The 12,850-nt window shown below is 65.8% G+C and carries 11 protein-coding genes; 7 read left to right on the forward strand and 4 right to left on the reverse strand.

What is annotated here, in order from left to right; translation table 11 throughout:
* Positions 1 to 92 precede the first annotated feature (92 nt).
* The 6 genes from gyrB (at position 93) to ABD024_RS00590 (ending at position 6,623) form a co-directional block, all read left to right on the forward strand.
* Complete coding sequence (gyrB, locus tag ABD024_RS00565) at positions 93 to 2,525, forward strand: DNA topoisomerase (ATP-hydrolyzing) subunit B (RefSeq protein WP_343848621.1); 2,433 nt, start codon at positions 93 to 95, stop codon at positions 2,523 to 2,525.
* Positions 2,526 to 2,808: 283 nt separating this feature from the next.
* Positions 2,809 to 4,074 carry a tetratricopeptide repeat protein gene (locus ABD024_RS00570; protein WP_343848623.1) on the forward strand — a complete coding sequence of 422 codons (1,266 nt, stop codon included), beginning with the start codon at positions 2,809 to 2,811 and terminating at the stop codon, positions 4,072 to 4,074.
* A gap of 279 nt (positions 4,075 to 4,353) precedes the next feature.
* Positions 4,354 to 4,953 (forward strand): energy transducer TonB, encoded by a 600-nt coding sequence (locus tag ABD024_RS00575; protein ID WP_425543100.1) that lies wholly within the window; start codon positions 4,354 to 4,356, stop codon positions 4,951 to 4,953.
* A gap of 56 nt (positions 4,954 to 5,009) precedes the next feature.
* Entirely contained in the window at positions 5,010 to 5,780 is a 771-nt protein-coding gene (locus ABD024_RS00580) for a MotA/TolQ/ExbB proton channel family protein (protein WP_425543101.1), read from the forward strand.
* Between the two features lie 11 nt (positions 5,781 to 5,791).
* Positions 5,792 to 6,214 carry an ExbD/TolR family protein gene (locus ABD024_RS00585; protein WP_343848626.1) on the forward strand — a complete coding sequence of 141 codons (423 nt, stop codon included), beginning with the start codon at positions 5,792 to 5,794 and terminating at the stop codon, positions 6,212 to 6,214.
* A gap of 4 nt (positions 6,215 to 6,218) precedes the next feature.
* A complete protein-coding gene (locus tag ABD024_RS00590) occupies positions 6,219 to 6,623 on the forward strand; it encodes an ExbD/TolR family protein (RefSeq protein ID WP_343848628.1) in 405 nt (134 codons plus the stop codon).
* Positions 6,624 to 6,710: 87 nt separating this feature from the next.
* Here the strand turns inward: ABD024_RS00590 and ABD024_RS00595 are convergent, their stop codons facing one another.
* Both ABD024_RS00595 and ABD024_RS00600 read right to left on the reverse strand, forming a co-directional pair.
* Positions 6,711 to 7,454: a pyridoxine 5'-phosphate synthase gene (locus ABD024_RS00595; RefSeq protein ID WP_343848631.1), complete on the reverse strand. Its 744-nt coding sequence runs from the start codon at positions 7,452 to 7,454 to the stop codon at positions 6,711 to 6,713.
* 92 nt (positions 7,455 to 7,546) lie between these two features.
* On the reverse strand, positions 7,547 to 8,191 hold the full coding sequence (locus ABD024_RS00600) for a 4'-phosphopantetheinyl transferase family protein (RefSeq protein WP_343848634.1): 645 nt from the start codon (positions 8,189 to 8,191) through the stop codon (positions 7,547 to 7,549).
* 89 nt (positions 8,192 to 8,280) lie between these two features.
* Between ABD024_RS00600 and ABD024_RS00605 the strand changes: the two genes are divergently transcribed.
* The gene (locus ABD024_RS00605; RefSeq protein WP_343848637.1) at positions 8,281 to 11,742 is read left to right on the forward strand and encodes a hybrid sensor histidine kinase/response regulator; all 3,462 of its coding nucleotides are present in this window, start codon (positions 8,281 to 8,283) and stop codon (positions 11,740 to 11,742) included.
* 8 nt (positions 11,743 to 11,750) lie between these two features.
* Here the strand turns inward: ABD024_RS00605 and ABD024_RS00610 are convergent, their stop codons facing one another.
* Together ABD024_RS00610 and ABD024_RS00615 are read right to left on the reverse strand one after the other, a co-directional pair.
* Positions 11,751 to 12,422 carry a response regulator transcription factor gene (locus tag ABD024_RS00610; protein WP_343848639.1) on the reverse strand — a complete coding sequence of 224 codons (672 nt, stop codon included), beginning with the start codon at positions 12,420 to 12,422 and terminating at the stop codon, positions 11,751 to 11,753.
* 97 nt (positions 12,423 to 12,519) lie between these two features.
* A partial coding sequence (locus ABD024_RS00615; RefSeq protein WP_425543102.1) for an AMP-binding enzyme occupies positions 12,520 to 12,850 on the reverse strand: 331 nt, incomplete at its 5' end.

The following is a 12,850-nucleotide window of genomic DNA, read 5'->3' on the forward strand; positions in this document are numbered from 1 at the left end:
AGGGTTGCATCTCCCAAGGATTGCATAACCCTGTCCGGCCTTTCACGGCGCCGTGTCGGGCGGGTCGCCTGGCGCCAGGAAACGGTCAACGCATGAACGAATCCATGAACGAATCGCACTACGACTCAAGCAACATCAAGGTCCTGAAAGGCCTGGAGGCGGTGCGCAAGCGCCCGGGCATGTACATCGGCGACACCGATGACGGCACCGGCCTGCATCACATGGTGTTCGAGGTCGTCGACAACGCGATCGACGAGGCGTTGGCCGGTTATTGCGACAAGGTGGTGGTTACCATCTTCGACGATGGCTCGGTCAGCGTCAGCGACAACGGCCGTGGCATCCCGGTCGACATGCACCCGGAGGAGGGCCGCTCTACCGCCGAAGTGGTGATGACGGTACTGCACGCCGGCGGCAAGTTCGACGCGAATTCCTATAAGGTTTCCGGCGGTCTGCACGGCGTGGGCGTGTCGGTGGTCAACGCGTTGAGCGACCATCTGTGGCTGACGATCTATCGCGACGGTTACGAGCACCTGCAGGAATACTCGCTCGGCGAGCCGTTGTTCCCGCTCAAGGTGATCGGTCCGTCGAGCAAGCGCGGCACCCTGGTGCGCTTCCTGCCCAGTCCGGCCACATTCACCAGCAATATCGACTTCCACTACGAGATCCTGGCCAAGCGCCTGCGCGAGCTGGCTTTCCTCAACTCGGGTGTCACCATCGAGCTGAAGGACGAACGCGGCGATGGTCGCCAGGACACGTTTGCCTACAACGGCGGCATCCGCTCGTTCGTGCAGCATTTGGCCCAGCTGAAGACCGCTTTGCACCCGAACGTGATCAGTCTGACTGCGGAACAGGACGGCATCGTGGTGGAAGTGGCGATGCAGTGGACCGACTCCTACCAGGAGACGATGTTCTGCTTCACCAACAACATTCCACAGCGCGATGGCGGCACCCACCTCACCGGCTTCCGTGCCGCGCTGACCCGCTCGCTGCAGAGCTACATCGAAAAATCCGGGCTGGCCAAGAACGCCAAGGTGGCGTTGTCCGGCGATGACATGCGCGAAGGCATGATTGCGGTACTGTCGGTCAAGGTACCCGACCCGAAGTTCTCCTCGCAGACCAAGGACAAGCTGGTCTCGTCCGAGGTCAAGACCGTGGTCGAGCAGGTGGTCAACGAAAAGCTCGGCGAGTTCCTGCTGGAGCATCCGAACGAGGCCAAGGCGATCGCCTCCAAGGTGGTCGACGCCGCCCGCGCGCGCGAAGCCGCGCGCAAGGCCCGCGAGATGACCCGGCGCAAGGGCGCGCTGGACATCGCCGGCCTGCCCGGCAAGCTGGCCGACTGCCAGGAAAAGGACCCGGCGCTGTGCGAGCTGTTCCTGGTCGAGGGTGATTCCGCCGGCGGCTCGGCCAAGCAGGGTCGCAACCGCAAGACCCAGGCCGTGCTGCCGCTGAAGGGCAAGATCCTCAACGTGGAGAAGGCGCGCTTCGACCGCATGCTGGCCTCGGCCGAGGTCGGCACGCTGATCACCGCGCTCGGCACCGGCATCGGCAAGGACGAGTACAACCCGGACAAGCTGCGCTACCACCGCATCATCCTGATGACCGACGCGGACGTGGACGGCTCGCATATCCGCACCCTGTTGCTGACCTTTTTCTACCGGCAGATGCCCGAGCTGATCGAGCGCGGTCACATCTACATCGGTCTGCCGCCGCTGTACAAGGTGAAGCAGGGCAAGCAGGAGCTGTACATCAAGGACGACACCGCACTGAACGACTATCTGATCTCCAGCGCGGTCGACAATGCCGCGCTGACCTACAACCCGGACGCGCCGCCGATCACCGGCGAGGCGCTGGAAAAGCTGTTGCGCGGCTATCAGCATGCGCTGGACCAGATCGCCAAGCTGGCCCACCGTTTCGATGCCGCCGTATTGAACGCCTTGCTCGAACATTCGCCGATGGCACCGGCGCTGTGGTCCGATCCGGTTGCCATGCAGGCCTGGCTGGACGGCGCCACCCGGCGCCTGGCCGCCAGCGGCTTGGGCAAGCCGCACTACCGCATGTCGCTACGCCCGGCCTACGACGAGCAGCCGGCCGCAATCGAAGTGGTGAAGGAGCAGCATGGGCTCAGCCACACCTGGTTGCTGCCGCAGCCGTTCTTCGGCAGCAACGAGTTCCGTCCGCTGTTGGCGATCAGCCAGCAGATCGCCGGCATGATCCAGCCCGACGCGGTGGCGCGCCGGGGCAATGCCTCGCGCGGCGTACTCAGCTTCCTGGAGGCTCGCAACTGGCTGCTGGACGAGGCCAAGAAGGGCCGCAGCATCCAGCGCTTCAAGGGCCTGGGCGAGATGAATCCGGAGCAATTGTGGGACACCACGGTGAACCCGGAGACCCGGCGCATGCTGCAGGTCGGCATCGAGGACGCGATCGCGGCCGACCAGATGTTCTCGATGCTGATGGGCGAAGCGGTCGAACCGCGCCGCGACTTCATCGAGGCGAACGCACTGAAGGTCGCCAACCTGGATATCTGAGCCTTTCTCGCCGGTGCCACGGCATATGCCGTGGCACCGGCGGCGGGCTTTCAAATCAGGCGCGCAGATTCATGGAAAGGCCGATGACGACCGGTGAAAAGGCAAGCAACTTCCCGATTGACCAATGAAAATCGCCAAGTAATTGATTTTTAACAAACTTGATGCGGCGCTGCAACTTGTTATCGCTTGCCGGGTCGGGTTAGGCTTCACAGTTCCCCCGCGTCGTTAACGACACGCCCAGAACATTATGAGGATCACCATGAAGCATGTCCGAGGGTTAACCATGCTGGCGAGCGTTGCGCTGCTGCTGGGCGTGGTCAGCAGCCCGGTGCTGGCACGCAAGAGCGACGATGCCAAACCCAAGAAGGAAGTGCTGTATCCGAACACGACCCGCGCCGAGCCGAAGCTCGACCTGACCAGTGAGAAGGATCAGAAAAACCTCAACGAAGGCCTGGACGCGGTCAACGAGGGCGACAAGGCCAAGGCCGAGCAGCTGCTGAAGCCGATCATCGACGGCAGCAAGAGCAAGTACGCGCAGGCGCTGGCCCTGCAGGGCATGGCCAGCCTCCAGTACAACGATAACGACTACAAGGGCGCAATTGCCTCGCTGCAGCGTTCGCTGGCGCTCGGCGTGATGCCGAACGACACCTACTTCCAGCTGATGTACATGCTGGCGCAGTTCCAAATGGCCGACGAGCAGTACCAGCCGGCGCTGGACACGATCGCCAAATGGCGTGCCGAGGGCAAGAAGGAAACCGCCGATTCGTATGCGCTCGAGGGTAACGCCGAGTACCGGATGGGCAAGTACGCGGAGGCGATCGCCTCGATCAACAAGGCCAAGTCGCTGACTGACAAAGCGGAACCGAGCTGGGACCAGATCCTGATGGCCAGCTACGCTGAATCCGGTCAGGATGAAAAAGCCGCCGAACTGGCCAAAAACCAGCTCAACTCCAATCCGGGCGATCCGAACGCGCTCAACAATGCGGTCGCGGTGCTGATGCAGGCGCACAAGTACCCGGAAGCGATCCAGATGATGGAGAAAGCCCGCGCCGCCGGCACGCTTACCAAGGACTCGCAGTACGTGAACCTGGCCAAGCTGTACCTGATCACCGGCCAGGAAAGTGCCGATCCCGCGCCGAACGCGATCAAGGCCGGGCAGGTGCTTGAGGAAGGCATGAGCAAGGGCGTGCTCAAGCCCGACGCGGAAACCTATGTGCTGCTGGGTCAGTCCGCCGAGATCGCGAACAACATCGACAAGGCGATTGGCTACTACAACAAGGCCCAGCCGCTCGCCACCGACGGCGAAGCCGCGTTGCGTGCCGGACGCCTGCTGTTGAGCGAGAACAAGTACAGCCAAGCCAAGGGCCTGATCCAGCAAGCCATCGACAAGGGCGTGAAGCACAAGGGCACGGCATACATGCTGCTGGCCGAGTCCGAGCGTGGCTTGAAAAACAAGCCCGCCGCGATCGCCGCGATGAAGAACGCGGCACAGGACCCGGAGACGGCCGCGAAGGCCAAGGACTGGCTGAAAAAGGCCGGCGCTGGCTGACAGATTGAAGCGCGCGGCAGGCCGCGGGGTAGATGGACGTCCATATCATTTGCCCCGTGGTGCTATACAAATGTCATGTGCTGTTGTACCGTTGAAACCTTTCCCTAGCGTCTCCCCAGTGGCTAAGTTCCCTCCGGGTCCGTCCAGGCATCAGACGGTTTCGGGCCAAGCCCTGCGGCAACGTTCTCCTTCGGTTTGATCAGCTTCAGATAGTGACAGATGGCCTCAAGTAACGAAGAAATCGGGCGCGAGCCGTTTAGTTGGAAACGCACCTGGGCATTGGCAGTTGCCATCGGGCTGCATGCGTTTGCATTCCTGTTGATCGTCGCGCCGATGGCGCCGCCGAATCAGAATCACAAGGAAAAGGAACGCATCGTCCAGGTGAACTTCATCGAGCCGCCGCCGCCGCCGCCGCCGCCGCCACCGCCGCCGCCGGAGCCGCCGAAGCAGCCGCCGCCGAAGATCATTCAGCAGATCAAGCCGCCACCGACTCCGCCGCCGCCGACTCCGCCGCCGCCGGTGGAAGAGGTTTCGGCGAATGCGACCCCGGCACCGCCGCCGGCACCGCCAGCGCCACCGGCACCGCCTTCGGATATCACGGCCAGTTCGGATCTCAGCTACAACAGCCGTCTGCAACCGAAGTATCCACCGCAGGCGATTCGTCAGCGGCATGAAGGTACGGTGGTGCTGATGATCCTGGTGGGCGTGGATGGTTCGCCGAAGGACATCAAGATCGACCGGTCCAGCGGCTACCACGAACTCGATCGTGCTGCCATGGATGCCGCACGTCGTTGGCGCTTCAATCCAACGATTCGAAATGGACAAAAAGTTGAAGGGTACGCACGCGTTCCGGTCAACTTCAATCTCAACCAGCTGTAACCGGGTCCTTCCGGTTTACAGTTACAGTTCACGCTTGACTTCCCTAGGGTAGCGTTATGTTCCTACAGACTCCTGCAACGACCGATGCCGCACAGGCCATGGGTGGCAATACCAACGCCGAAGCCATGAAAGCCATGGGCTTCGACAATTTGATCCAGAACTTCGACTGGCTCGGCTGGGTCGTCTTCGTGACCCTGGTCGTGATGTCGTTCCTGTCGTGGTACTTCATCATCGCCAACGGCATCCGCAACGCCACCGTGAAGGCCCGTGCCGACAAGGTAATCGGCGGCTTCTGGGGCAACGGTTCCACCCAGGACGCGATCCGCGAACTGGAAGCCCAGCCGCGCAGCGAGCCGTTCTCCAAGATCGCGCTCGACGCCGCTTCGGCAGTAGCCCATCACCAGCAGGCCACGGCGGCGGGTACCACCGGTCGCTTGGCCGAGTCGCTGAGTCGCTCGGAGTTCATCGACCGCGCCCTGCGTCAGGCCGTGGCTCGCGAGAGCATGCGTCTGGAAGGCGGCATGACCCTGCTCGCCACGGTCGGTTCCGCTGCACCGTTCGTCGGTCTGCTCGGTACGGTATGGGGCATCTACCACGCCCTGATCCGCATCGCCGCTTCCGGTAATGCGTCGATGAACGCGGTGGCCGGCCCGGTGGGTGAGGCGCTGATCATGACCGCCTTCGGTCTGTTCGCCGCCATCCCGGCGCTGTTCGCCTACAACTTCTTCAGCCGTTCCAATCGCGTGGTCTACGCCCGCTTCGACGAGTTCGCGCACGACCTGCACGACTTCTTTGCGACTGGTTCGCGCGTCGAAAGCTCGAAGTGAGGGATTGACCCATGTCGATGAGCGTAGGAGACAATTCCGGCGGCCCGATGTCGGAGATCAACGTCACGCCGCTGGTCGACGTGATGTTGGTGTTGTTGATCATCTTCATGATCACTGCGCCGCTGATGTCCCACTCCATCACGATCGACCTGCCCACGGCGAACCCCAAGACCAAGGATGCGGAGCTGCCGGTGGCACCGCTGGATCTGGCGGTCAAGCAGGACGGCAGCATGTACTTCAATGACCACCTGGTCACCGAAGCCGAGTTGCGGGCGCAGTTTGCGGTGAATGCGCAGAAGTCGCCACAGCCGGAACTGCAGATTCGTGCGGACAAGAACACCGAGTTCAAGGTCGTGAAGAAGATCATCGGCGACGCCAAGGATTCGGGCATGGTGCATGTCGGCTTCATGACCACTGACGCGCCGAAGGGGTGACGAGATGTCTTTCTCTACCAACACCAGTGGACCGATGTCGGAGATCAACGTCACGCCGCTGGTCGACGTGATGCTGGTGCTGCTGATCATCTTCATGATCACGGCACCGGTACTGGCGCACAAGATCCAGGTCGATCTGCCGCAGCCGAATCCAGGTCCGCCGCCGCCGACCACGCCGCTGGATCCGATCCATCTGAAGATCGACCAGGCCGGTTCGCTGTACTGGAACGACACACCGGTCGACGAACTGGGCCTGAAGGCACAGCTCGCGGTGATCGCCCAGCAGAGCAACCAGCCGGAAATCCAGATCGCTGCGGATGACGCGGTGGCCTACCAGCACGTGGCACGGGTGCTGGCTGACGCGAAGAGCTACAACCTGGTCAAGATCGGTTTCACCGAGAACTTCTGACCCGGCGCTGCCTCGGCAGCACGCAACATCGAAGCCCCCGCCTTGCGCGGGGGTTTTTGTTTGTGCGGCCGGATCCGGCCGCAATACTCAGCGCAGGATCTGCAGGTAGTTGCGCACGGTGGTGGCCAAGCCCTCGTACAGCGCCTCGCCGATCAGTGCATGGCCGATGGATACCTCGGCCAGCCCGGGTATCGCCGCCTTGAACGTGCCCAGGTTCGCCTGGCTGAGATCGTGCCCCGCGTTCACCGCCAAGCCGGCCTGCTGCGCGCGCCGCGCGGTGTCGGCACACGTCGCCAGGGCAGCCGCGGGCTGGCCGTCGGCGAACGCCTCGGCGTAAGGGCCGGTATAGATCTCGATGCGCTGCACGCCGATTACCGCGGCCAGGTCGAAATCCTGGCTGCCGGCGTCGACGAACAGACTGACCCGGCAACCGAGGTCGCACAGCTCGCCGACCAGCGGGCGCAGCTGCGCGATGTCGCGGCGCAGGTCGAAGCCGTGGTCGGAGGTGATCTGGCCGTCGCTGTCCGGCACCAGGGTTACCTGGGTCGGGCGCACTTCACGCGCCAGCGCGAGCAGGCCCGGGTATTCGCCGCGGGCGTCGGCAAACGGATTGCCTTCGATGTTGTACTCGACCCGCCCGCGCAGCATCGCGGCCAGCGCACGCACGTCGTGCGGCCGCACGTGGCGCTGGTCCGGGCGCGGGTGCACGGTGATGCCGCCGCAGCCGGCCTCGATGCAGGTCTGCGCGGCGCGGCAGATATCCGGTTCCTGGCCGCCGCGCGAATTGCGCAGCACGGCGATCTTGTTGAGGTTGACGCTGAGCAGGGTCATGGCGAACAGACGATCCTGGGCGGTTGAGGGTGACCGGCATGACGACCCCGGGTCGCGCGGAGCCGGTCGACGGGCCGGGAACAGTGCACCGATCAGTCGCCGCTGGCAAGCGCACCGAGGCGGATCCGGCGTTCGCCGCCGCGCCAGGCCAGCGCCGCGATCAGGCCGCTGTCGATATCCAGCCGCCGCAGCTGCCAGGCAGTGACGTCGTCGCCCTCCAGCCGTTGCAATTGCAGCTGATCGACGGCGCTGGCGATGCTGAGCCGGTTCAGGCCGAACGCGATGCCGCGCCCCAGCGCCTTCAACACCGCTTCCTTGGCGGTCCACAATTCGAGGAAGGCGGCGCTGCGCCGCTCCGCCGGCAACCCGGCCAGGGCGGTGACCTCGTCGGTGCTGAAATAGCGCTCGGCGATCTCCAGCGCACGGGCGCGCGGACGCAGACGCTCGAGATCAATCCCTGGCATGAAGTGCCGGCCGATCGCGATCAAGGCCTGCCCGCCGCTGTGCGACCAGTTGAAACCGAGTGATGGATCAAGCCCGGCGGCGAGTGCCGGGCGGCCGTGCTCGCCGTCCGTCAGCGCCACCTGCTCCACGGCGACATTGAGGTAGGCGGCCAGCACCGCGCGCAGCGGTGCCCGCCCGTGCGACGACCGGTAGTCCAGCCGCCACACATGAATCTCGTCATCGCGCAAATGCTCTGCTACGTTGGCAAGCGTCGGTACGTGCGCGGCGGTCATCCGTGCATGGTGCCGCCGGTACCGTCATGGCACAAGCGTGGGTCGCACGGGCGCACCGCCCGTCGAACGTCTGGCCGGGAGAAGGCGACTTGATTCAGGGGTGGCTGCTGCTGCTGGTGTCGCTGCTGTACGTCGGGCTGCTGTTCGTGGTGGCCTACGCCGGCGACCGCCGGCCGCTGTATCCGCGCCAGCCGCGTCTGCGCCCGATCGTCTACAGCCTGGCGCTGGCGGTGTACTGCTCGTCGTGGACGTTCTATGGCGCGGTCGGCACGGCGGCGCGCGATGGCCTGGCCTACCTGCCGATCTACCTCGGGCCGATCCTGCTGTTCGTGTTCGGCTTCGGCCTGCTGCGTCGACTGGTGCAGACGGTGAGGCAGCGCAACATCACCTCGATCGCGGATTTCATCGGCGCCCGTTTCGGCAAGTCGCACGGGCTGGCGGCGCTGGTGGCGGTGATCGCGGTGATCGCGGTGGTGCCGTACATCGCGCTGCAGTTCAAGGCGGTGGCGATGTCGTTCGGCGTGCTGGGCGGCGTCAGGCACGGCATGGTGACGGCCGGCGGCATCGACAGCGCGATGTGGTGCGCGGTGCTGCTGGCGGTGTTCGCGATCCTGTTCGGCACGCGCAGCATCGACGCCACCGAACATCACCACGGCATGATGCTGGCGATCGCGCTGGAGTCACTGATCAAGCTGCTCGCCTTCGTGGCGCTGGCCGGGTACGCGCTGTGGCAGGGGCCGGGGCTGGCCCGCACCGTGCAACTGCCGCTCGCCCAGTTGAGCCACGGCCTGTCACCGGGTTTCCTGGCGCAGACCATGCTGGCGTTCTGCGCGATGTTCTGCCTGCCGCGGCAGTTCCAGATCGGCATGGTCGAGTGCGAGGACGCCGGCGACCTCACGCGCGCGCGCTGGATGGTGCCGCTGTACCTGATCATCATCAGCATGGCGGTGCTGCCGATCGTGGCGGCCGGCGCGCACATGCCGCTGGTGCGCGATGGCGCCGCCGACGCATGGGTGCTGACCCTGCCGATGGCGTACGGCGATCGCGGAATGGCGTTGCTGGCCTTCATCGGCGGCTTCTCGGCGGCGACCGGCATGGTGATCGTGGCTTCGGTGGCGCTGTCGACGATGATCAGCAACGACCTGGTGATGCCGGCGCTGCTGCGCATCCGGGCGCTGCGGTTGGAGCAGCGCAGCGACCTGTCGCAGCTGGTGCTCGCGGTGCGCCGGGTGGCGATCATCCTGCTGGCGGTGATGGCCTACGCCTACTACCGGGTCGCCGCGAACGCGGAGAACCTGGCTGCCACCGGCCTGCTGGCGTTCGCCGCGGTGGCGCAGTTCGCGCCGGCGCTGATCGCGGCGCTGTACTGGCGCGGCGCCAGCCGGCGCGGCGTGATGGTGGGTCTGGCCGGCGGCTTCATGGTGTGGCTGTACACCTTGCTGCTGCCGGCGCTGATCCGATCCGATCAGTGGTTGCAGTTCGGGCCGTTCGGCTGGGACTGGCTGCGTCCGCAGGCGCTGTTCCATTTGAGCGGCTGGGACCCGGTGATGCACGGCACGTTCTGGTCGCTGCTGGTCAACGTGGGCTGCCTGGTGTTCGTCTCGCTGCGCCTGCGGCCCAGTCTGGAGGAACGCCTGCACGCGGCGATGTTCATGGACGCCGATCCGGCCAGCGGCAGCGGCAGCGGCGACTGGCGCGGCCGCGTGGCGGTGGCCGACCTGCGCACCATCGCCGAACGCATCGTGGGCGAGCGCAGCAGCGTGCGCGCCTTCGAGGAGTACGGCCAGCGCCGCGGCAAGCCGCTGCTGCCTGGCGAGGCGGCCGACCGCGCCCTGATCCAGTACACCGAACGGCTGCTGGCCTCGGCGGTGGGTGCGGCCAATGCGCGGCGCATCCTGATCAGCGCGCTGTCAGGCAGCGGCCTGGACGTGGCCGAGTCGATGGCGCTGCTGGACGAGGCTTCGCAGGAGCTGCGCTTCAATCGCGAGTTGCTGTCCACCACGCTGGAAAACGTCTCGCAGGGGATCAGCGTGGTCGACGCGCAGATGCGCCTGGTGGCATGGAACCGGCGCTACTTGGAGCTGTTCGACTACCCCGACGGCATGGTGCATGTCGGCGTGCCGGTGGCCGAGCTGATCCGTTGGAACGCCGAGCTGGGCGAGTGTGGCCCCGGCGAGGTGGACGGCCATGTGGCCAAGCGCATCGACTACATGCGCGCCGGCTCGTCGCACCTGTTCCAGCGCATCCGCCCGGACGGTACGGTGATCGAGATGCGCGGCCGCGCGCTGCCCGGCGGCGGCTACGTCACCACCTACACCGACGTCACCGCGTACAAGCACGCCGAACAGGCGCTGATCGAGGTGAACGAGACGCTGGAGCAGCGCGTCGAGCAGCGCACCGCCCAGCTGTCCGAGGCGCTGGCCGCCACCGCGCAGGCGCGCCGCGCGGCGGAGACCGCGAACATCTCCAAGACCCGCTTCCTTGCCGCGGCCAGCCACGATCTGTTGCAGCCGCTGAACGCGGCGCGCCTGTTCACCTCGGCGCTGCGCCAGCATCCGGGGCTGGATGCGGAGGCGAGCGGGCTGGCCGAACGCATCGACGCCTCGTTCCGCGCCGCCGAAGACCTGCTCGATGCGTTGCTCGACGTCTCGCGGCTGGATGCCGGCAGCTACCACCCGGAAGTCGGCGCCTTCGCGCTGGCCGAACTGTTCGATTCGCTGAGAGCGCAGTTCGCGGTGGTCGCCGAGCAGCGCGGATTGCGCCTGCGCGTGGTGCCGACGCAGCTGGCGGTGCGCAGCGATCCGCAACTGCTGCGCCGGATCCTGCAGAACTTCCTCTCCAACGCCTTGCGCTACACCAGCAAAGGCAGCGTGCTGCTGGGCGCACGACGGGTGGGTGTCGACGAGGTGCGCATCGAGGTGTGGGACTCCGGCCCCGGCATCGTGGCGGAACAGCGCGCGCGGATCTTCGACGAATTCCAGCGCCTGGAACAGCCTTCGCCGTGGGGCGAGAAAGGACTGGGCCTGGGCCTGTCGATCTGCGACCGCCTGGCCGGCATCCTCAGCCACCGCCTCGACCTGCATTCGCGGGTCGAGCACGGCAGCTGCTTCGCGGTGACGGTGCCGCGCAACGAGGCGGTGCCGGCGCGCCGCCAGCGGGTGCAGCGCGCCGGTCCGGACAAGCAGCTGCCGTTGACCGTGCTGTGCCTGGACAACGACGCCGCCATTCTCGACGGCATGCGTGCCCTGCTCAGCCGCTGGGGTGTCGATTGCCGCATCGCGCTGGATGTGGAACAGGCCCGTGGGGAACTGGCGCGGGGTTCGATCGACCTGGTCCTGGCCGACTACCACCTGGCCGATGGCGTCGACGGCCTGCAGGCGCTGCAGCAATTGCGCGGCGTGCTGGGCGAGTTGCCGCCGGTGGCGATGATCACCGCCGACGGCAGTAGCGAGCTGAAGCAGAAGGCGCGGGCGCTCGGTTATCCGGTACTGCACAAGCCGGTAAGGCCGGCCGCGCTGCGTGCGTTGCTGACGGCGTTGCTTCGCCGTTAGCTGGAACGTCAGTCCTCGCCGTCGGGCAGCGCCGGCAGGTTTCCCTGGTCGACCGCCAGCTGGCTGGCGAGCAACGCGACCTGGGTGCGGTTGTTGACCCCGAGCTTGCGCATGATCGCGGTCATGTGCGCCTTGACGGTGGCTTCGGAGACGCCGAGTTCCCACGCGATCTGCTTGTTCAACAGGCCTTCGGCGATCATCGTCATGACGCGGAACTGCTGCGGCGTCAGCGCGGCGATCTGCGCGGCGGCGGCGGCTTCATCGGGCCGGAGTTCGCCGGGAGTGCCGAGCAGGGCCGGCGGCAGCCAGACATCGCCGTCGAGCACGGCACGGATCGCCGCCACGATGCTTTCGCCCGAGCTGGATTTCGGAATGTACGCCGAGGCGCCATGCGCCAGCGCGCGGCGCGCCACCTGTGCCTCTTCATGACCGGACACCACGATGGTCGGCAGCCCGGGATATTGCCCGCGGATATGCGCCAGTGCGGAGTAGCCGCGCGCGCCCGGCATGTGCAGGTCGAGCAGCAGCAGCTCGGCGTCGGGGAATTGTTCGATCAGGCCGAGCAGGGCGTGCACGCTGTCGGCGCCGTGCACGCGCGCCTGCGGCAACGCCGTCAGCACCGCCCGCTGCAGGGCGTCGCGGAACAGCGGATGGTCGTCGGCGATCAGGATGTCGGGCATGGGCTTCGTTGTGAATGTAGGAGCGCACTTGTGCGCGATGCTTCTACTCGGGTGCGGGGAAAGAGCATCGCGCACAAGTGCGCTCCTACAGGCTCCCCTATTTTATAAGCCGCTCATCGACCAGATTCTTCACCACGCTGGGGTCGGCCAGGGTGGTGATGTCGCCGAGCTGGTCGGGCAGGTTCTCGCCGATCTTGCGCAGGATGCGGCGCATGATCTTGCCGGAGCGGGTCTTCGGCAGGCCGGGCGCCCACTGCAGGTAGTCCGGGGTGGCGATCGGGCCGATCTCCTTGCGCACCCAGGCGACCAGTTCCTTGCGCAGTTCGTCGCTGCCGGTTTCGCCGGCGATCAGGGTGACATAGGCGTAGATGCCCTGGCCCTTGATCTCGTGCGGGCAGCCGACCACGGCGGCCTCGGCCACCTTCGGG

The organism is Rhodanobacter soli (assembly GCF_039523495.1).
GTDB classification, from domain to species: domain Bacteria; phylum Pseudomonadota; class Gammaproteobacteria; order Xanthomonadales; family Rhodanobacteraceae; genus Rhodanobacter; species Rhodanobacter soli.